We start from the raw sequence: 21,436 nt of genomic DNA, 5'->3' as shown, positions 1-21,436 counted from the left end.
TATGCCTTACTTTTTATAAACTCTAACATATATAAAACAATACTTAAAAATCCCAACACTTTAATATTTATAAAGAAGGCAGTCCCTAAATGGGACTGTCTCCTTATAGCTTTTACTTTCACTTTCCTAATAATATTTCCAACTCTACGGTTATACCTACTTTTACTTTATTAGATTCTCTAAGATGATTTTTTGAAATTATTACGGACCTACAATATCAAAGTTATATCATGTAATTCTTAAAATCCAAGAAAATCCGGTTTTCATCAATGCTACTTTGCGTAGCATTAGTAAAAAGTGCCTTTCCCCCCTTATTTTTGTTAAAAACAAATTTTCAGTGGTCCAGACACTTTTTTAACTGAAAAATTTATCATGCTTGCTAAAATTGTTCTTTCCTACATATGTTATTTCAACGACAGCTTCACAATATTATCCAAATATTTTATTGTAGTATATCCATAAATCTCCAATCTTTTGGGAATTGCTGCCTTATCTGAATCGTTACTATGTAACGTTATGCTTTGAACTGTAAGGTAATAACGGGGCTGTTCGATTTCTTCATATACGTAAGGGTTTTTATTTATGTCGTAATCGATTCCGTTTTTATCGATAAGTACTCCTTCAGAATCATAACTCCTTGAACTAATTATATTTTCGTCCTCACTCACAACATTGAAGTCAAGCGACTGATATTCTCTATTCTTAGTTTCATGATTACTAATGACAACATGGGTTGGATGTCCAACTTCCACCTTGTCGATGGAGATTACGCTGCCTGCATATTCAAAGTTTTGAGGATATGACTTAGAAAGATCCAGCTCAATATTTTTTTGTTCATAAACCGTAAATTCAGCATATTTAAATTGAATGTTTACGACTTTTGGCTTTTCAACAAAAAGCGGGTCAAAAATGGTTTGAAAAGAAATCCAATCACTGTTTTCATAATAGCCATAGCCACTGTACATATCGGCTTTCACTTTTTTATTGTTCACTTTTAGAGTATCAAAAGCAATTCCATGTATCTGCTTCTCTGGCAGGTTATAAATATAAGAACTATGCAGAATCGTCGTTGTTGGAGCAATCGTTATCTTATCAAATCGAACTGGGATTCCCTCGACTTCTGTTACTTCATCCAATACATATTCGAGAGAGGAGCGTTTTTTTATAGGGATTTCGAAGTTCCACTCTCCTACTTCATATTCATTCTCCTCGTAATTCATAAAACTATTCTGAACAGTGGAATCGCGAATCAGTTTATGAAGCTTAAATATCTTAAGTTTAATGATTGCGTCATCCTCTTTAAGTGGCAGCAGACTAAGCTTTCCATGATATACGTTCTTTTCTCTATTATTCAGATCGGATTTAAGATCAGGAGGATAGTCCATTGTAGATAATTCACGACTCATAATTTCATGTCTTTTTGCCACAAAAACCCCATCATTATAATTTATCACATATTGGTTGTCTTTAGCTGTATCTTCTATTTCATAAAAAATAAGCGTCTGAATATCATCAGCAATCACACTCTTTATCTTAATTTTTACCCCATTGCTTTCCGCTTCCAAGTTCAGCCTTTCACCTAACCCGTGTTGTAGAAAGGCACGCAATTGCGGATCTTCTTCTGTCCATGAATAGTAGAGTTTTGTAAAACTCCCTGTAAAAATTCCTATACCTATTAATAACGTGAAAGCACTTGCAAAAATAAGCCCCATTCTTTTACGTTTTTTGTTTTTCAGTTGCCTGTGCTTTTCCTTTTCTACCAGCCTATCTTTGACGTTTTCCATAAAACCGGTTGGTAAATGGAAAGCCTCAATCCTTTCAGCAAGATTCAATATGACATCCTGAAAGGTGCCTAAATCCTCCTGACAGTCTTGGCAATGATAAATATGTACCTCGAAATCAATCTTTTTCGACCGTTCCAGAGTTCTTTCTAAGTAATCGATATAATTCTTATGATAGTCCTTACATCCATTAAAGGATGACCCGTACCCCATTTCTTTTCTAACTGATTGAATTCCAGAAAACAAAAGTTCTTTCAACTTTTCCATTGAAACTTGAAGAAGATCTGCCGCTTCCTCCCGAGTGATTCCTATTACATATGTAAGGACAACTGCTTCTTTCTCATACTCATTTAACTGATCAAGTGCTTTAATTAAGTTCTCAGGTGGTTCTTCTACCTCAGAAACTTGTAAACTTTTATCACCATAAAGTTCCCGGCAGATATGTAGAAAAATAGATGTTACCCACGTTTCGAAAGATGTTTCTTTTTTGAATCGAGGCCATTCCTTTTGAACTTTTATAATGGACCGGTAAAAAAGCTCTTCCATTTGCTGCTGGTTCCTAAAATAAGACCAACCAAGTATATAGAAAGATCGTTTATGCTGATCGAACCATTCAACGATAGATTCCACGTCTCTTTCTCTTATCGTAGTGATTGACATGGGATCTATTTTTTCCGGGATCATGGATGTGTCTCCCCCCCTTTTTTTACATTCTCTTTGTACTATAAGATACTTCCAGCATGAATTCTTTATCATTTAATTGCTGTAAATCATGTTTGTTATACCTGCTTCATTATCGACTAATTTTCACATTTATTTTGCGATGTATTCCACAATTTTTTAACCTCTACCAACTCATGGCCATTAAATTCCATTCTATATATATCAGGTTTAGATGTATGTAGTAAAAAATTCAAATCATATTGATTGTCGTAATATCCAATCATTAGGGTCATTACAGCACCATGAGTGCCAATCGCCACCTTACATCCTTGATAGGTTGTTAATATTTCTCTTAATACTTTTATAGCTCTATTTTGACAATCAGTATTAGACTCAGCTCCCATTAAAGCAAAGTTCGGATTGGAAAACGACTTCGTTAGCAAAGGATATAATTCCTTATCAGGTATACGAAAATCATCATTAGAAAAGATTCTTTCTTTAAGATCTTCAAATACTAAAACATCCTTGCCTGAACGTTTTGCCAATTCCTGAATTGTTAAGATAGCTCGGTTGTAAGGACTTGATACAAAGACTTCTATCCCCTCATCTTGTAATATTTCAGTTACTTGGTAAGCATCCGACTTTCCTTTTTTAGTCAATCCTCTTGTTCTTTCAGTACCTTCTGTCTTAGGTGATTCTCCATGTCTCACCATATAAATAAAAGTTTTCATAACGTTACCACATTTCTTTAATTTAATTTTAATTACTATTTCATCAAAAGGGAATTACCTGTTTATTAAGAAATCTCCGCATAAGAATTTATTTTCCAATATGCAACAATTTTGTGGGAGTATTCCTTACAAAATGCTTTTCAACAAAGGTAAGAACTTCATTATTCCCCGGCAAAGTTAAATATTCAATTGCTTCATTAAAACTCAACCATTTATATTCAATATGTTCATAGTTTAATATTACAGCCTGTTTGTCGTCCACATATCCCACAAATCCTGGCGCAATATAAATATAGTTCTCAATTGGTGAGTAAAATTGATCAAATTTATTAGAAGTGTATAAAGAAACCTTTGTAATTCCAGTCTCCTCTTTAATTTCCCTTAAAGCAGATTGCTAAGCAGTTTCACCTTCTTCAATACTCCCACCAATATAACACCATACAACTCTCAAAACTGGAGTTGCCCTCTTTAATAAAAGTACCTTATACACATCATCGAACTTTTTCAATAAAACTACTGCAATACCCTTACATCTTAAAGGGATATCAAAATTCACTTTACTCAATCTTGTCAGGATTTCCACTATATCTCTTTTTTGCAATGAACTCATCACTAATCGAACACTTGCAACTGAATTTTTTACATAAGTTCATCGAACGCATTGAATTTAATAAAGACGGAAGTTCGAGAATCTACTAATGATTCTCGAACTCCTACGTATCTTTTATTTTTTTTTGAATGATACTGCAATCTACATGCCCAGAATGTAGGGGCTGCTTTTTATTCTGAATTTACTTTTGCTTTTAAAATGAAGAATTTTGAAAAGCAATTAGGTGAAAATTTTATTTCAACGAAATCTTCACAACATCATCCAAATATTTTGTTGTACTATATTCATAAATCTTTAGTCTTTTTGGAATTACACTCTTTTCAGCATTGTTACTGTGTATCTCTATGCTTTCAACTGTTGAGAAGTAACGGGGCTGTTCAATTTCTTCATATATGAAAGGGTTTTCATTCTCATCGTATTCGATTCCGTTTTTATCAATAAATACTCCTTCAGAATTTCTGTCTGTGAAACCAGTTATAATTTCATCGTCGCTCTCAATATTGAAGGAGATCCACTCATATCCTCGATTTTTAATCTCATGGTTACTAATGACAACATGGGCAGTCTGTCCAACTTCTACCTTGTCGATGGAGATTGTACTACCTACGTATTCAAAGGTTTGAGGATATGACTTAGAAGCATCCAACTCGATGGTTTTTGGGTCATCAATCGTTAAATGAACAGATTCGAATTGAATGTTAACCTCTTTAGGATTTTCGACAAAAAGTGGGTCAAATTGTGTTTGAAAAGAAGACCAATCATTGTTTGAATATGTATAAGAGTAGCCATACTGATCAGCTTTCACTATTTTATTGTTCACTTTCAGATTGTCAAAATTAATACCATTTACCCGCTTTTCTGGCAATTCATAAATAAAAGAACTAAGCAGAATCGTTACTGTTGGAGCAATCGTTAGTTTATCAAATCGAACCGGAATTCCCTCTACTTTTATTTCTTCATCCAATACATATTCGAGAGAAGGATGTTTCGTTACAGGGATCTCGAAGTTCCACTCTCCTGCTTCATACGCCATGCTCTTGTAAGCCATAGATCTATTCTGGTCAGAAGAATCACGAATCAATTTCTCAAGCTTTGTAATCTTAAGTTTAATGGTTCCGTCATCCGTTTTAAGCGGTAGCAGACTAAGTTTTCCATGAAATACGTTCTTTTCTTTATTATTTAGATCGGATTTAAGGTCAGGAGGATAGTACCTTGGCGATGCTTCTCGACTCATAATTTCATGTTTGTTCTCAGCAAAAACCCCATCATCATAATTCATCACATATTGGTTGTCTTTATTTCTATCTTCTATTTCATAAAAAACAAGTGTTTGTATATCATCTGCAATTACACTTTTGATCTTAATTTTTATTCCATTGCTTTCCGCTTCCATGTTCAGCCTTTCACCTAAACCGTGTTGTAGAAAGGCACGCAATTGCGGATCTTCTTCTGTCCATGTAGAGTAGAGATTCGTAAAAGACCCTGTAAAAACTTCTATACCTATTAATATCGCGAAAACATTTGCAAAAACAAGCCCGACTCTTTTACGTCTCATATTCTTCTGTTGTTTGTGTTTTTCCTTTTTAGCCAGCTTGTCTTTAACGTTCTCCATGAAACCAGATGGCACATAGAAATCCTCAATCCTTTCAGCAAGATTTAACATGACATCCTGAAAGGTGCCAAAATCCTCCTGACAATCTTGGCAGTGATATATATGCATCTCGAAATCAATTTTTTTCGATCGTTCCAAAGTTCTTTCTAAGTAATCGATGTAATTCTTATGGTACTCCTTACAGCTATTAAAGGATGACCCGTATCCGATTTCTTTTCTAAGCGACTGAATTCCGGAAAACAAAAGTTCATTCATCTTATCCATTGAAACTTGGAGAAGATGTGCCGCTTCCTCCCGAGTGATTCCTATCACATATGTAAGGACTACAGCTTCTTTTTCATACTCATTTAACTGATCGAGTACTTTAAATAATTCCTGACGTATTTTACCTTCCTCAGAAACTTGTAAACTGCTATCTTTAGAAAGTTCCCGGCAGAAATGTAGAAAAATAGACGTTACCCACGTTTTGAAAGATATTTCTTTTTTAAATCGAGGCCATTCCTTATGCACTTTTATAATGGAACGGTAAAAAAGGTCTTCCATTTGCCGCTGATTCCTAAAATAAGATCTACCAAGTATATAGAAAGATTGTTTATGTTGATCGAACCATTCAACGATAGATTCCACGTCTCTTTCTCTTATAGTAGTAATTGACATGGGATCTATTTTTGCCGGGATCATGAATGTGTTTCCCCCTTTTTATATTCTCTTTCTAGCTAATGATCACAGATTGGTTAATCCTATTATAGCTATGTTCATCTGTTAAATAAATTAGATTCTGAATCAAAATAAATTTCAGTAAACTTAAATTAGAACTTCATAACTATTTATTCTTCGATGCAATAATTACTAAATTTTCGCGTCACACACTCCAGATGTTCATAGCGAGAACAAGTGAACAAAAAATAAGAATTAGTGCTTGCTATTATTTTTATTTCTGTTTTATCATGATTGTCAAAATGATTCCAACTCTCCTCTCTTTTGAATGCTCTAATTGCATACGTTCCAGCTAACTTCAACTTTTCTGTCTCCAGCAATAATTATCATGTTCTATTTTTCCAATTACAACCAATCCTAGATGATTTTACCTTACGAGTACCTTTTTGGTTACTATCATTTTATTCACAATCTGTTATTTACCGCATTTTTATAAAAATAATAGATTATGATAAAGTCGAAATTCCTTCCTGATGATTAACCTACACAATCAAATTCCAAGTATAAAACATTCTTCATTTTTCATAAGTTTATACTAATCTTTTGGTCTAAATCTAACTGTAATCATATATTTTATTAGAAGGATACAATATGTGCTTTTATGTAACACCTACCATATGAAAGAGGTGAGGCAAAAATGTTTGTTGTTTATTTTTTAGAAGACAAAAATATTGTATTAAATCAGCTGCTTAAACGTGTTCCATCCGTCGGTGAGGATATAATTATTAAAGGTCGTAAAGGTAAAGTTTCAAGTGTTGATAGTATTGCTGAAAAAAAATTTCATGTTCAAGTTATTTTTGAAAAGGTGAAAAAAAATACACTTATTGTAGATAATTCAAAAAAGAAAAAAAGGTAAGTAACATTTGTTTATCTCTTCCCTATAATTTTCTACCACTCATGGAACAAAAAAATCCTATTCAGCTTGCGTAATACCCGCAAGCTAAATAGGACTCATGTTTTTATCTTTTAAGCACTTTGCTTCGATACAACAACGGTTTCCTGTCTTTTTCTGTTTGGCAACATATTAAAGATAATATTAAGCGCAATGGCTGTTATACTACCTGCAACAATACCATTACTTGTCAATATTTGCAGTCCTGATGGAAGTGCTGAAAATAAGTTAGGCGCAACCGTAACACCTAGACCTAGGCCGACCGAACAAGCAATAATCATCGAGTTTTCTTGGGAATCGGAAATAGTTTTACTTAGCATTTTAATCCCTTGAGATACCACCATACCAAACATCGCCATCATGGCTCCCCCTAAGACAGATGTTGGAATAATGGTTGTGATTGCGGCTATTTTAGGCAGGAATCCAAGTGCGATTAGCATGGAACCCGTAATCAAAATCACTTTTCGAGACCTAACACCTGACATTTGAATCAGACCCACATTTTGCGAAAATGTTGTATATGGGAAGGCATTGAAGAGACCGCCAATGACGGAGGCTAGCCCTTCTGCACGATAGCCTTTTGCCAAGTCTTCTTTCTTCAACTTCTTATCGCAAATATCACTTAGGGCAAAATAAACACCCGTAGACTCTACCAAAGATACCATCCCAACTATTGTCATCGTAAGGATGGCAGACCATTCAAATGTCGGATATCCAAAATAAAAGGGTCTTACCATTTGTGCAACGGCCGCATCCTGAACTGGCATTAAATCAACCTTACCCATAATACTGGCAGCAATTGTTCCAACACCAAGACCGAGTAATATGGAGATGGCCCGAATAAAGCCTGTGGAAAAACGGAAGATTAAGATAATCGTTATTAAGGTTCCAAAAGCTAATATGATATTCGACAATGACCCAAAGTCTGCCGCATCTTGGCCACCGCCCATATTATTGATCGCTACTGGAATGAGCGTAATACCAATAATGGTCACAACGGAACCCGTTACAACGGGTGGAAAAAATTTGATCAATTTGCCAAAAAAACCAGCAATCAACATGATGATCAACCCAGAGGCAATGATAGAACCATAAATAGCAGATATACCAAATTCCTCACCAATTTTCATAATCGGACCTACCGCAGTAAATGTACAGCCAAGCACAACTGGGAGGCCTATTCCGACAATTCGGTTACTCATGATTTGTAATAGTGTTGCAACTCCACACATCAAAATATCAATCGACACCAGATATGTTAATTGTTTATGATCAAATCCCAACGATTTTCCGATAATTAATGGCACGAGAATAGCACCCGCGTACATAGCCAAAAGATGCTGGATTCCCAATGTGGTGGACTTCAGTGCATTTTTCATTAGATATAACTCTCCTCCATAAATTCGACTTTTCCATTTTGCAAGGAGGCAATATTGGCAAGTGATTCAACCCGAATTCCGCGATCACGGATCAATTGACCACCTGATTGGAAACCTTTTTCAATGACAATTCCAACTCCCGCAAGTCTTGCTCCTGCCTGCTCAATCATATCCAATAAGCCCAAAACGGCTTGTCCATTTGCCAAAAAGTCATCAATAATCAACACAACGTCATCTTGTTGAATAAAATCACCGGAAATTGAAATTTCGTTTGTTTCCTTTTTTGTAAAAGAGTGGACTTTAGCAGTATAAAGATTTTCTGATAACGTTAATGACTTCCTTTTTCGCGCAAATACAACAGGGACGTTCATCAAAAGGCCTGCCATCGTTGCTGGAGCGATACCGGACGACTCGATTGTAATAATTTTTGTGATACCAGCTTCCTGAAAGCGGTCGGCGAATTCCTCACCAATTTCCTTCATTAAATTCGGATCTATTTGATGATTTAAGAATGAATCGACTTTTAACACGGTATCTGACAGGACTTTCCCTTCTGAAACAATTTTCTCGTGTAATACCTTCACAATGTTGTCCCCTTTCACCTAACTAATTTAAAATACAAAAAAACTCGCAGACAATGCCCTTTATAAATGCAGGGTAGCAAAGTCTTCGAGTTTGAGTCTTAAAGAATAGGAAAAAAACAAGGTCTTCAACATAACCTTATTTTTTCCAATCATTTGCCACCCATAGTCGATTCGTTTACGGCAAATCGGTAGAAACTTGCAGGCCCTATCCCTGCGATTATATGAGTGAATAGTATAGAATTGTAGAATATTGTTATTATAGCACTTCTTTTCGGATTTTCAATCATTACTTTTATGTAATAAGAAAAGGATGATATTTAACCTCTCTACGTTAGAGATATTGCCTTTATAAATAACTTTTTGTCGTAAAATTGGTTGAAATTTAAAATTTTTATATATCTTGGTTATTGTTTTAACGTTATAAAATCCCGCATGACTAGAGTGTATGTAACTGCTTGGTAGTTTTTATTCTTATGCTACTCTTAGCTATTAAAACGAAGAATTTTTGAGAAAGCATATAGACGAAATTTTATTTCAACGAAATCTTCACAATATCATCCATATATTTTGTTGTACTATATTCATAAATCTCCAGTCTTTTAGGAATCACTTTCTCTTCAGTGTTGTTATTTTCCAACTCCATACTTTGAACTGTAAAGAAATAACGGGGCTGCTCGATTTCTTCAAATACGAAAGGTTTTTTATTCATATCGTATACAATCCAATTTTTATCAACAAGCACTCCTTCTGAATCCATTCCCATTAAATTAACTTCATTCTCGTCCTCATTTATAACATAGAATTGAATCCACTCATATGCTCGATTTTCAATTTCATGATTGCTTATGACAACTTTGGTAGGCTGTCCAACTTCCACTTTGTCGATAGAGATTGTACTGCCTGCATACTCAAAGGTTTGAGGATATGTTTGAGAAGCATTCAGCTCGATGGATTTTTGGTCTTCATAAATTAAATCAATAGATTTGAACTGAACGTTGACCTCTTTTGGCTTGTCTCCAAAAAGTGGGTCAAAGTGTGTTTGACCAGAAATCCAAGTATCTTTGTGATCTATAAAAGGGGTTCCAAATACATCAGCTTTCACTATTTTATCGTCTACTTTTAGATTGTCAAAACTAAGAGTCTGTATCCTCTTTCCTGGCAGTTCATAAATAAAAGCATAATGCAGAACTGTCGTTGTTGGAGCAATTGTTAGCTTATCAAATCGAACTGGAAATCCCTCGACTTCTGTTTTTTTATCCAACGTATATTCTATAGAGGGCTGTTTTGTTACTGGGATCTCAAAATTCCATTCCCCTGTTTCATATTCCATGTTTTCTTCAGAGTAATCACGAATCAATTTCTGTAGCTTTGTAATTGTAAGTTTGATTGAATCTTTATCATTTAAAAGTGGTCGCAGACTTATCTTTCCAAGGTACACATTCTTTTCTTTATTATTTTGATCCGAATTAAGATCAGGAGGATAGTACCTTGGATATGTTGTATGACTCATGATTTCATATTCGTTCTCCACAGAGACACCCTCATAGTAATCAATCAAATATTGACTCTCTTTAACTGTATCTTCTATTTCATAAAAAACAAGCGTCTGTATATCATCAGCAATCACACTCTTAATCCTAACTTTTATGCCATTGCTTTCCGCTTCTAGATTCAGCCTTTCACCTAAGCCATGTTGTAGAAAGGCACGCAATTGCTGATCTTCTTCTGTCCATTTATAGTAGTGGTTCGTAAAAGACTGTGTAAAAACTTCTATACCTATTAATAATGCTAAAACACTCGTACAAATAAGCCCTATTCTTTGACGTTTCTTGTTCTTCTGTTTTTCATGCTTTTCCTTTACAGCTAGCCTATCTTTAACATTCTCCATGAAACCAGATGGCACATGGAAATCCTCCACCCTTTCAGTAAGATTTAATATGACATCCTGAAAGGAGCCTAAATCCTCCTGACAGTCTTGGCAATGATAAATATGCACCTCGAAATCAATCTTTTTCGATCGTTCAAGAGTTCTTTCTAGGTAATCGATGTAATTCTTATGATACTCCTTACAGCCATTAAAGGATGACCCGTAACCCATTTCTTTTCTAATTGATTGGATTCCGGAAAACAAAAGGTCGTTCATCTCTTCCACTGAAACTTGGAGAAGATGTGCCGCTTCCTCCCGAGAGATTCCTATTACATATGTAAGGACCACTGCATCTTTTTCATCCTCTTCCAACTGATCAAGTGCCTTAAATAAATCCTGACGTGGTTCTTCTACCTCAGAAACTTGTAAACTTTTATCATCATAAAGTTCCCGGCAAATATGTAGAAAAATAGACGTTACCCACATTTCGAAAGATGTTTCTTTTTTAAATCGAGGCAATTCCTTATGCACTTTTAAAATGGACCGGTAAAAAAGTTCTTCCATTAGCTGCTGGTTCCTAAAAAAAGAACAACCAAGTAGATAGAACGATCGTTTATGCTGTTCAAACCATTCAACGATAGATTCCACGTCTGTTTCTGTTATTGTAGTGATTGACATGGGATCTATTTTTGCTGGGATCATTTATATATGCCCCCCTTTTGATATTCTCTTTGTAGCTATTTTTAATACTCTATCATTCTAATCATCATTTCGAAAAATGACGTGGGAGCATGGTTAAATCAAAACTTTATTAGTACGGAGCACCTGTCTCTAATTGTCGAACTTACCACCCTATAATGGTTGTAAATGGTTATTCTTTAGTACAATTAACTCCGTAGATGTTACAGCAATCTACTTAATTGTATTGTTTTTTTCCTACTCTATTTTCAAATTGTTTAATCCTATTATAGCTTTGCTCATCTGTTAAATATATTAGATTCCAAATTAAAATAAATAACAGTTAACTTAAACAAGAACATCTTAACCTTTTAAACTTCGATGAAATTACTACAGAAATTTTGCAATACTCAAGCATAGAATGAGTAAGTTAAGGACTGATTTAAGTACGAAGATCGAATAGTAAAAAAACCATTTCGTTGTTGGTACATCGAAATGGTTTTCAATAGCAGGTTCCAATTTAGATTGGCTCAACAAAATGTGCTAAAACCGCAAAGCGGTTAATCGACTGGTGTGAAGTCGGTATTGAACCGGACTCAGTCCAGCCAATTGTTGCACTGTTTGGGGGTTTACCATCTTACTTCGCTTTTACCTTGAATGAGGACCTTCTACTGTTCCCCCATTTCATCAAGATTCTTTGACTCAAAATTATCGAGCATCGCACGCACTTCATCTGTTGACTCTGTGCTCATTAATTGATTTCTTAATTGACTCGCCCCACGAAATCCTTTGACATATATCTTAAAAAAACGATGAAGAGCCTTGAACGGACGCAGCTCTAAGTTTGAGTATTTATCATGGAGATTCAGATGCAATCTTAAGAGATCAAGCAATTCCTCACTGCTATGATCTCTTGGGTGCTTTTCAAAGGCAAATGGATTATTGAAAATACCACGCCCAATCATAACCCCATCAACACCATATTGGCGGGCGAGCTTCAAGCCAGTTTGACGGTCAGGAATATCTCCATTGATCGTCAAAAGTGTGTCTGGTGCCACCTGGTCACGAAGTTTCTTAATATCCGGGATCAGCTCCCAATGAGCATCTACTTTGCTCATTTCCTTCCTTGTACGCAGATGAATGGATAGATTGACAATGTCTTGTTTCAATATGTGTGTCAACCAATCCTGCCATTCGTCTACATCTGTGTAACCAAGCCTTGTCTTTACACTTACGGGTAATCCTCCTGCTTTTGCTGCTTGTATTAAATCTGCCGCAACTTCTGGACGACGGATAAGGCCGCTTCCCTTCCCGTGCTGTGCCACATTAGGTACAGGACAGCCCATATTGATATCTATCCCCCGAAAGCCTAGTTTCGCCATACCAATACTCATTTGCCGAAAGTATTCAGGCTTATCCCCCCATATATGGGCTACAATTGGTTGTTCATCCTCTGTAAAAGTCAAACGCCCACGCACACTCTGAATCCCTTGTGGGTGACAATAACTCTCAGTGTTTGTAAACTCTGTAAAAAACACATCAGGTCTGGCTGCTTCACTCACTACATGGCGGAAAACAACATCCGTCACTTCTTCCATTGGTGCCAGTATAAAAAAAGGTCGTGGTAAATCACGCCAAAAATTATCTATCATATCCAAATTCATATCCTCTCATTATGGGATACTAGGCCAACCCTTATCCCAAAATTAAAAAGCAAGATGTCCCTGCTTCTTTTACACTTATACCACGCTTAATCACTTTTTATCAAACTAATCGGAAATGTTTACCCCATTAACCAGCATTCCACTACTCGAGTTAAAATAAAGTATAGCTAAAAAAGACTGAAAGAACACTGGATTGACATAAGGTTAACAGGAAAAAGACCCTGAAATCGCAAAAGTATTTTTTCACGAAATCAAGGTCGAACTGGCAAATGTTTATTTTAACTAGCAAGAGCATTATTTTTTAATTAGACATCTTCAATTCCAAATAGTTCACGACTTCCACATGTCTGAAAAAGATATAACACACCAGCACAACATGTGTTAACACATACACTTTTGTTATAATAAAAAAGGTATCTTTTTTGTAAAATTAAACTTCGTAACTGGTTTTCAGCACTACTAAATAGTCATCTTCCAGCTTGATAAAGTTAGCCAGTTTTCCTTTTCCTTATAATCAGGCATTATTTTTCCAACAAGGCGCCAGAAGGATCGGTCGTGATTTAGATGAACCATATGACACATTTCATGAACGACTACATAGTCAATGACCTCAAGTGGTGCCATTGCTAGTCGCCAATTAAATGTTAACTGTAGCTTTGAATCGCAGGTTCCCCAAGTCGTTTTATTATCTGTGATACGAATAGAACGTGGTTTTGTTTTGAAGTTGTTTTGATAGGAGGAAATGCTCTTTTCCACTAGTGCCTTACACTGCTTGTAGTAAAATCGTTTCAAAGCTTGTTTTATTTTTTCAGAATCAGCCTGCTTTACATAAATATAGAGCTTACCAGCTTCAAACACTACATGTTCTTGCGTTATATTTATATCTTGGAAGATCTGAATGGGATAATTGTTTCCTAAATAAAGAAAACTCTCACCATACTCATAGACCTTTTTCTGCGGTCCCAGTAGCCTATCCTGCATTTCTTTTAATTTTTGCTGTATAAGATCCCATTTTTCTTCTAGTAATTGAAGCACTCTATCATCAGACGTCCCTTTCGGAGCTTGAACCTCAACATTTCCATAACTATCTATTGTTATTCCTATAGAGGTACGATTTTTGTACTTGATTTCAAAACGTATTGTCTTACCTAAATAGGTATGTATCATGTCATCACCTGTATTAAGGCTATCCCCTGTATTTGATCGCCAATCCTTTTAAGAAATTCCTGGCATATTTATCTCCGCATTCTTTATAATTCTTATGGCCTTCTTTTCTCAATAAAGCGCCCAGCTCCCCTTTTGTAACCGTGATTCCTGCATTTTTGAATATTTCCAGCATATCCTCAGTCGTTAATGCTAATGCAATTTTTACCTTCTTTAATAGGAGATTATTAACATTTGCACTTTTCTTTATAGACGGATCTGGCGTATCAGACTCTCCAGGTTTAGGCTTTTGTTTTCCTCTTTTATAAATAATAAAACCATTTAAGAATGAATCTAACATACTGTTATTACATTTTTTTTGCTCGTCACTTTCCGCATCATAATCGTCTGATTTTGTGAGAATCTTTATTACGTCTGCAACTGTTACATCCACTCCCCCAAGTTTAAAGATCTCTGCCATTTCTTTATTTTTAATTTCTAGCGCATATCTCAATCGAATTAATATATCGTTATTATCCATAATAGACCTCCATCAAAAAATAGTGTCAATCCCCTGTCCCAACAAAGGTACTGCCCAATTGATTAATCTAATACTATCTCAAAGTAAATCAGATATCAAAAAAGTAAATAGGCAACTCCCAATGTGAACTGCCCCCTGTCAAGTAGACAGTGGAAATAAAAAAACGACACTAGGCGGCTTTAGACCTGTATTCTAAGGGGCTAAGGCCGTCTAGTCTTTTTTGTAATCGTTGTTGATTATAAAATTGTATGTATTCATCAATGTCTTTTTTCAACTCTTCAAATGTATCGTACTTGTTTAGATAATACTTTTCACATTTCAATGTTCCCCAAAATCCCTCCATTGGCCCATTATCGATGCACCTTCCCACTCGCGACATACTTTGCGTCATTTCTGCTCTCCCAATTTTCCTTTTGAATGCAGGGGACGTGTATTGAAATCCTCGATCACTGTGGAAGAGGGGGCTAGCTCCTGGATTGGCTTCCAATGCTATATCCAGGGTTTTAAACACCAACGGATTATTGTTGGATGTGCCTAATACATAGCTTACAATCGATCCATCGTACAAATCTAAAATCGCACTCAAATAAGCTTTCTTGGAGGCTCCATACTTCATTTCGGTTATATCAGTCAGCCATTTTTCATTTGGTTTCTCCGTGTGGAAATCCCTGTTCAATATATTCTCTGCCACATGTTGCGGTGTGCTTGGTTTATAATTCTTGCGTTTGCGTCGAATAACCGACTGGATTCCAGCCGTCCTCATCAGCCGATACACACGCTTATGGTTAATTGTCTTGGATAAGATACGATTTAGGTTAAGCGTTATGCGGCGATATCCGTATATGCCGTCCACCTTCTCATTTAGGCGTTTTATCTCCGCTAAAATTTCTTCATTCCACTTCTCATTCTCGGAAGGGGTGCGTTGAAGCCACTTATAGTATGCAGAACGTGCAATTCTAGCAATCTTGCATAATAGCGAAATTGAGAAATTCTCATTCTCATGTAATTCCTGAATAGCCACATATTTATCAGTTAAGCGAACCTGGCTTAATGCCGCCTCTTTAGCCGCCTCCTTTCGATGTCCTCCAACTTTTTTAAGAATGCATTTTCTGCCCGAAGACGCTCATTTTCCCGTTCCAAGCGTTTCATTTCACGCTGAATCTTCTCTTCGGGAGTTAACTCTGGTTCCGCCTTATGCTGGCCACGCTTATCTTTAAGACCGTCTTCTCCGTCTTTCTCGTACTTTTTTACCCATTGATACACCTGTTGATAAGAGACTTTGAAAAGCTCTGATGCTTGGTGATAATTTTTTCCGTTTTGAAGACAATACATTACAATTTCCAAACGTTCTTCAAGTGTAGTGGACCGACCTTTGATCATAGAGCTGCTCATCCTTTGCGTGTCTTTAAATTCTCTATGACCATTATAATTCTTTATCCACTTTTCCAACACTGAGTGACTTGATATTTCATATTTCCGAATAACATCAATCAATGAATAGGATCCGGAAAGATAATCAAGAACGGCAGCTGTCTTTAGCTCCTTGGTGTACCGTTTCCATCCAGTTGAACCTTGGAGCCCATCCATTCCATATGTTTGATATAGGTAGACCCATTTATTTAAGGTTAGTTTAGATATATTGTGTTCCCGACAAAAATCTTTTACAGAGGTTTGTCTGTCCTCAAACGCCATAATTAACTCATACTTTTCTTGTGCACTATAAATACTTTTTGCCAAAGAAAAAGCCCCCAATTTAGTAAACAGATTTTTTATTATTTCATCTGTCTACCTTATTGGGAGCATATCAATGGGTTAGTTGCCTATTTTTGTACATTCATAAAAGCTCCTCCGATTTCCCCCGCTCCATCCCCGCATTACACTGTTGCCGTTAAAATAAAGTTTTCCTAAAATGACAGAAAGAAAAAGTCGAGAAAAGACAGACATGGCAAGGGGTAATAGAGTCCTAAATTAAATGTTATTGCAGCATTTTATCCGGATGATCTGATAATAGAAAAGCCGGCTTTAGCTTATTCCTGCCTGCCGGCCGCCTCTAAATTTATATTTTTAATGATGCGAAGTATCTGGTACTGTTACAGTCATTTCCTGTACGGCTCCAGGATAAGGTTTACCTGCAATATCTACAAGCTCAAGTATGATGGTATGATTCCCAGGTTTAAGCTCTTTACTCCACGAACCGATTTGATCCGTAAGTAGATCATCTTGTTTTACGCCATCCACTGTTATAACACCATGGCCTTCCCCTTCATTAGTACCTGCTATAACACCTCCGATAAAGTATGCAATATTAACCATTCCACCATGAATCATTGGTTCTCCCATAATTGCTGGAGGTCCAGCCAAGTTGTGATCATCATGAGAAATAAAATACATATGGATATCAAAATGAGGCATTTCCATGCCTGCATGTCCGTGTCGTTCAAATTGTATATCCGTATGATCAATAGGAGGGGCTGGCAGACCTTGCATTCCTTGTATTAGCCATGACTTGCCATCTACAAATGCAGATTGTTCTATCATTGCCTCTATAAAAACAAGCTTTCCATTGATCGTTCCAAAGATAGGGCCATTGGGAGGCATACCTCCGTCTGGAGCTGCATTAAGGTTGAACCAGTGTTCTCCCATACCGGGTACCATCGGAGTTAATTGTTCGACCCCATTAGGCAGGATGGTGATATTGAGTGTCTCATTTTTATTCTTTTTGTTAGTAGAAGGTGTATCAACCCCCATCGCTGAGTGAACAACTTCATCAATTCCAAGTGTCTCTTGGAGGGCTTTTGCTGGTGCTGTTAACACGCCTTTATATATATGGATTGAACCATACTTATCGGTTACCTTTTTTCCATTTAGAGTAAGTATTTTTTTGGCTTGATCCCAGTTAATTGAAGCATTATAAAAATCCGCAAAAAATGGAACTGACAAGTAGTAAGTATCATTTTCCTTGTGTGCATTCGAATCGTTAACGGCAATACCGTTAAAAGTGACTGAAAAAGTTGCGTCTGCGTTCTTATTTGATTCTGCAAATACCGTTACACCCGCGACTAATGAAAAGCCTAAAACTGTGGAGGCTAAAACTGTAAAAACCTTCTTTTTGGACTTACGTAACTTTTCTAACATTTAGCCACTCTCCCCTGATGATTGCATTTATGTGACTTTAATAACAGGCCACATATAATATCACAAGGACTATTTTACTGTGCATTTTCTGAAATATTTGTAAATTAATGGTGTCGACTAAAATTTTCTCAAAGAAACTTATTTATCCGGTATAAAAACAAAAAAATGAAACCATAATTTAAATTCGAAATAAGCGGGTTTTTTAATAATTTCTGAACAACTTCCTTATAAAAACTACAAAACCTGTTCGAAAACCCAACCGGTTTCTCGAACAGGCCTATTGTCTACTTGATTGTCGTCGAACCAATTAAGTTTGCACCAAGGGAAGAATTCCAAATATCGTGATTCGCAAACTGTATACTACGCCTGTTAGTGCTAGTTTCTTTAGGATCATTGATCTTCAAGTAAATATCATAGTCACCAGCAGGCACAGAACCAAATTCGCTCATCTTAATTGTGAAGTCACGGTATGCTCCCCAAGTTAATATAGTTAATATAGTTAATATAGTTAATAAACTTAGATTGCAACCTATGTTATCTTAACAATTAAAAAATAGATTTAAGAACAAAAAAATTTATGGCTGTTTTTAACATTTCCACAAGTGATTATAAACTGTTTGGGCATATGAGGCTTCGTCTATACTTTGGAGTGAATATCATATGATATTTACACATCCATTTTGTATGTGCTAAACAGTTTTCTTTATTTTCCATTAAAATCACCTTTCCTTTTGTTAATTAGTAGCTTGAATAACTCTATTTTAACGGAAAGGTGATTTTTTTGTATAACTTCTGACGCGCTCCCGCATAGCGGGTGGTTCATTGTTTCGCACAAAAAGCGTGCTCAACAGGCTAAAGCTAATAATTGTAAAAAAATCTGATTCGAAGTCAATTTCGGACCAGATTTTTTCGTTAGCTTTTCACAAATTTGCTATTTTTTCTTTACTTTCAATGTAACTTCCTTAGAAGTTAAGTAATTTCCTGAGGTGTCTTTTATGACGCATCGATAAGTTGTGTTATCCAGTGAAAGGGCTGCCTTTACGGTGTAATCGCCACTGTTAGTGTTTGCAATATCCGTCCAAGCGCCCTTAACGAGCTGCTGCCACTGATACGTGTAGTTTTCGTCGCCATATGCAGCTTTTGCGGAGAAAATAACCATGTCTCCGATATTTACATTTTGGTTCTTAGGAATCAAAGCAAAACTCATAGGTTTCAGGTTTACTTTGAATGTTTGAGACATATCCTTTAATTCGTTATTACCCAGTGTAACTTTAACTGTATAAGTTCCTACCGGCAGATGAAATGGAAGTTCAAGACCCAATATTGCTGAATCGCTCACGATCTCACCACTTGCGGAAATAGCTGGGTTCAGTGAATTTCCGTTTGAATCCACTAATTCAGCTGATACAGCTGTTAAGTCAACCGCATTATTTGTTTTTACAGTCACATTCAATGTTCCGCCATCATGTCGAACGATTGCTTTAGTTGACAATGAAACTCCTTCAATGTTTACTAACCTCAGTTTGAAGGTGATGTCCTTCCAAGCTATAATTGAGGATGGGTTCACTATTACGTCGCCCACCTTGTAGGCGGGATCCTTCGAGGCAGTAACGACCCAATTTGCCATCATGCCAGTAGGTAGGTTCAACTTTGGAACTGGTATCGTGTTGGTGTGGTTTGGCAAGACCCTTGTGTCTGCACTCCAAACGGTGTTTTCCGTGTTTGGAACGGAGCCATCAATGACATCGGCAACATTATAAGTGAATGTGAATTTGGATAAAACGGATCCACCGGGAATACCTCCATTATTAGTCCAGTAGGTTTCCCATGATGGCCATCTGCTGTTGTTATAGACACCTACATTGTCCAAATACACTCCGTCAAATCCCTGGTTTATGATCCTGTCAATGGAAGACGTGTTGTCTCCGGTAGTCTTATGTTTGTATTGGCCGCCGCCGTTGATAATAATGTCTCTCCACGCCGGATCCCACCATTGCACTATGGCCTCTTCAGTGTAGTTTCCGCCATAACCGAAAGCCAGCCACGTCGGAACGCCTTCTTCGGCAGGAGTATATACTCTTGAGGTTCCGCTTCCGGTTGTTGTGCCGGCTTTCATACTCCTAGGTGTATTCGGATTATTAGGATCTTCCATTGTCCACTCATCCTGGCAGTACCAACGATTCTGCTCCGCCGAGCCGATGCTCAAATACGCGATGACCTGCCGCTTGCCACCGTCGGGCTTAACCTTAAGGCTATCGATCTCTTCTTTTGTAAGAGGGGTTTGGTTTTCCGGAAAAGCCCTATGATTGTAAAACGAATCAATATAAATAACATCATAGTCTGAGTTCCTGAGCTCTTCAAGCCAAGTCTTTCTACCGTCATTGACGTTAAGACCTGCTTCTCTCCACCACCAGTCCCATTCGTCCCCATATAGCGCCTTCACGCCATCAATATCAGCGGGTTTCCCGTCTTCTCCAGCAACCGGTTTATACTGGCCTCCTACGGAAGGAACCAGTAAGCCACTGCCGTATGAATCATATATTCTAGCCCTATCACCGTCTCCGCCTTCTGCAACAACTGCTGCTTCTTCATCGTCCCATGTGTCCCAAGCATCATAAGGTCGGCTGTTGATATTGTACAGGTAGTTTTTCGCGTCAGTCAGATTATTGACATTTCTGGTTCCGTCTATTCTGCTGCTCAGGCCTATAGTGGTCGGATTTTCGACCCAAAAGTAATCCCCATTGACAGCCCAGCGCCATCCGGGGAATAAACTCTGAGCTAATACCCCGCCAATACGCGGATACGGAATAATGTCCCACGCTTTGGCTCTGGCATAATAATTGTCAAGCTGCTCTTGGGTATTAACCACAGTAGTATCGGACACATATATGCCGGCTTGCTTTACCGCAATATATTTTTGTTGGGTTGTAGTTGGAGTAGTTAAGGGACCGTTTCCTACCATCCCTTCAATTCCCCAACCATCAACTAAAGCAAGGATACCCTCGTCAACTCCGTTGGTAGAAACGCCATCTTTAAAAGCCAGATCGATTCCGTCCTGCGGAATAATTTTAAAGTCCGGGTTTTTAAGCTTCGCATGTAGAGCAAGTTCCTGAATAAAGGCCTGCATCCTATGTAGACGCCCGGTTGTGCCGGTTGTTTCATCTGAATAAAGATTATTAATATGCGTCTGTAGTTCCTCAACTGTTTTGCCACCAATCGTTGTTTGTGCACCTGAATCCGCAAATGCAGAAAAAGGCAACAGGGTTAGGGTCATCAGCACCGGAATGATAACGGACAGGGCTTTTTTTGAAAACCTTTTCATAACAGCCATCGAACTGGTACTTATCTTGTAATGTTGCATTTTATTTGGCCTCCTTCAAAATACAAATAACACATTATTCTGGAGATGTGATCCTCCGTTTTCAGCCTCATTTATTCT

The 21,436-nt window shown here is 37.0% G+C and carries 13 protein-coding genes, 3 pseudogenes and 1 riboswitch; of the genes and pseudogenes, 1 reads left to right on the top strand and 15 read right to left on the bottom strand.

The features are described from left to right. Window positions 1-404: 404 nt before the first annotated feature. The 5 genes and pseudogenes from KHA97_RS19990 to KHA97_RS19975 all read right to left on the bottom strand — a co-directional run bounded on the left by KHA97_RS19990 (window position 405) and on the right by KHA97_RS19975 (window position 6,078). A complete protein-coding gene (locus tag KHA97_RS19990; protein ID WP_213126565.1) occupies window positions 405-2,465 on the bottom strand; it encodes a DUF4179 domain-containing protein in 2,061 nt (686 codons plus the stop codon). A 116-nt stretch (window positions 2,466-2,581) separates the two neighbouring features. Continuing rightward, complete coding sequence (locus tag KHA97_RS19985; protein WP_213126564.1) at window positions 2,582-3,175, bottom strand: histidine phosphatase family protein; 594 nt, start codon at window positions 3,173-3,175, stop codon at window positions 2,582-2,584. 88 nt (window positions 3,176-3,263) lie between these two features. Beyond that, window positions 3,264-3,554, bottom strand: a pseudogene (locus tag KHA97_RS24175) (NUDIX hydrolase); the annotation flags it as partial. Window positions 3,555-3,569: 15 nt separating this feature from the next. Beyond that, the gene (locus KHA97_RS24170) at window positions 3,570-3,788 is read right to left on the bottom strand and encodes an NUDIX hydrolase (protein ID WP_233713683.1); all 219 of its coding nucleotides are present in this window, start codon (window positions 3,786-3,788) and stop codon (window positions 3,570-3,572) included. Between the two features lie 229 nt (window positions 3,789-4,017). Further along, window positions 4,018-6,078 (bottom strand): DUF4179 domain-containing protein, encoded by a 2,061-nt coding sequence (locus KHA97_RS19975; RefSeq protein ID WP_213126563.1) that lies wholly within the window; start codon window positions 6,076-6,078, stop codon window positions 4,018-4,020. A gap of 673 nt (window positions 6,079-6,751) precedes the next feature. Between KHA97_RS19975 and KHA97_RS19970 the strand changes: the two genes are divergently transcribed. After that, window positions 6,752-6,970 carry a hypothetical protein gene (locus KHA97_RS19970; RefSeq protein WP_213126562.1) on the top strand — a complete coding sequence of 73 codons (219 nt, stop codon included), beginning with the start codon at window positions 6,752-6,754 and terminating at the stop codon, window positions 6,968-6,970. A gap of 110 nt (window positions 6,971-7,080) precedes the next feature. Here KHA97_RS19970 and KHA97_RS19965 read toward each other — a convergent pair whose 3' ends face one another. The 10 genes and pseudogenes from KHA97_RS19965 to KHA97_RS19920 form a co-directional block, all read right to left on the bottom strand. Next, window positions 7,081-8,385: a nucleobase:cation symporter-2 family protein gene (locus tag KHA97_RS19965; protein ID WP_213126561.1), complete on the bottom strand. Its 1,305-nt coding sequence runs from the start codon at window positions 8,383-8,385 to the stop codon at window positions 7,081-7,083. Further along, window positions 8,385-8,969 carry a xanthine phosphoribosyltransferase gene (locus KHA97_RS19960; protein ID WP_213126560.1) on the bottom strand — a complete coding sequence of 195 codons (585 nt, stop codon included), beginning with the start codon at window positions 8,967-8,969 and terminating at the stop codon, window positions 8,385-8,387. Before KHA97_RS19960 ends, KHA97_RS19965 begins: the two co-directional genes overlap by 1 nt. Before the next feature lie 143 nt (window positions 8,970-9,112). Beyond that, window positions 9,113-9,214, bottom strand: a riboswitch (purine riboswitch). A 284-nt stretch (window positions 9,215-9,498) separates the two neighbouring features. Then, a complete protein-coding gene (locus tag KHA97_RS19955; protein ID WP_213126559.1) occupies window positions 9,499-11,538 on the bottom strand; it encodes a DUF4179 domain-containing protein in 2,040 nt (679 codons plus the stop codon). 644 nt (window positions 11,539-12,182) lie between these two features. Continuing rightward, the gene (locus KHA97_RS19950) at window positions 12,183-13,166 is read right to left on the bottom strand and encodes a tRNA dihydrouridine synthase (protein ID WP_213126867.1); all 984 of its coding nucleotides are present in this window, start codon (window positions 13,164-13,166) and stop codon (window positions 12,183-12,185) included. Between the two features lie 471 nt (window positions 13,167-13,637). Beyond that, complete coding sequence (locus KHA97_RS19945) at window positions 13,638-14,345, bottom strand: M48 family metallopeptidase (protein ID WP_213126558.1); 708 nt, start codon at window positions 14,343-14,345, stop codon at window positions 13,638-13,640. Window positions 14,346-14,364: 19 nt separating this feature from the next. Beyond that, window positions 14,365-14,862 (bottom strand): YehS family protein, encoded by a 498-nt coding sequence (locus KHA97_RS19940; protein WP_213126557.1) that lies wholly within the window; start codon window positions 14,860-14,862, stop codon window positions 14,365-14,367. Window positions 14,863-15,031: 169 nt separating this feature from the next. Further along, window positions 15,032-16,599: pseudogene (locus KHA97_RS24670) on the bottom strand (IS3 family transposase). A 327-nt stretch (window positions 16,600-16,926) separates the two neighbouring features. Then, entirely contained in the window at window positions 16,927-17,997 is a 1,071-nt protein-coding gene (locus KHA97_RS19930) for a hypothetical protein (RefSeq protein WP_213126556.1), read from the bottom strand. A gap of 624 nt (window positions 17,998-18,621) precedes the next feature. Next, a pseudogene (locus KHA97_RS19925) lies at window positions 18,622-18,711 on the bottom strand (IS200/IS605 family transposase); the annotation flags it as partial. 217 nt (window positions 18,712-18,928) lie between these two features. After that, entirely contained in the window at window positions 18,929-21,358 is a 2,430-nt protein-coding gene (locus KHA97_RS19920) for a hypothetical protein (RefSeq protein WP_213126555.1), read from the bottom strand. Window positions 21,359-21,436 lie beyond the last annotated feature (78 nt).

Origin of the sequence: Lederbergia citri, assembly GCF_018343625.1 — a bacterium.
Lineage (GTDB): Bacteria > Bacillota > Bacilli > Bacillales > Bacillaceae_C > Lederbergia > Lederbergia citri.
The sequence above is the reverse complement of the archived record's forward strand: the minus strand, read 5'-3'. Positions and strand labels throughout refer to the sequence as shown.

Bases quoted from the DNA above. Each gene is read 5' to 3' on its own strand.
- KHA97_RS19955 (WP_213126559.1), bottom strand. From the start codon at position 11,538: ATGATCCCAGCAAAAATAGATCCCATGTCAATCACTACAATAACAGAA.
- KHA97_RS19985 (WP_213126564.1), bottom strand. From the start codon at position 3,175: ATGAAAACTTTTATTTATATGGTGAGACATGGAGAATCACCTAAGACA.
- KHA97_RS19965 (WP_213126561.1), bottom strand. From the start codon at position 8,385: ATGAAAAATGCACTGAAGTCCACCACATTGGGAATCCAGCATCTTTTG.
- KHA97_RS19950 (WP_213126867.1), bottom strand. From the start codon at position 13,166: ATGATAGATAATTTTTGGCGTGATTTACCACGACCTTTTTTTATACTG.
- KHA97_RS19945 (WP_213126558.1), bottom strand. From the start codon at position 14,345: ATGATACATACCTATTTAGGTAAGACAATACGTTTTGAAATCAAGTAC.
- KHA97_RS19975 (WP_213126563.1), bottom strand. From the start codon at position 6,078: ATGATCCCGGCAAAAATAGATCCCATGTCAATTACTACTATAAGAGAA.
- KHA97_RS19940 (WP_213126557.1), bottom strand. From the start codon at position 14,862: ATGGATAATAACGATATATTAATTCGATTGAGATATGCGCTAGAAATT.
- KHA97_RS19930 (WP_213126556.1), bottom strand. From the start codon at position 17,997: ATGTTAGAAAAGTTACGTAAGTCCAAAAAGAAGGTTTTTACAGTTTTA.
- KHA97_RS19920 (WP_213126555.1), bottom strand. From the start codon at position 21,358: ATGCAACATTACAAGATAAGTACCAGTTCGATGGCTGTTATGAAAAGG.
- KHA97_RS19990 (WP_213126565.1), bottom strand. From the start codon at position 2,465: ATGATCCCGGAAAAAATAGATCCCATGTCAATCACTACGATAAGAGAA.
- KHA97_RS19970 (WP_213126562.1), top strand. From the start codon at position 6,752: ATGTTTGTTGTTTATTTTTTAGAAGACAAAAATATTGTATTAAATCAG.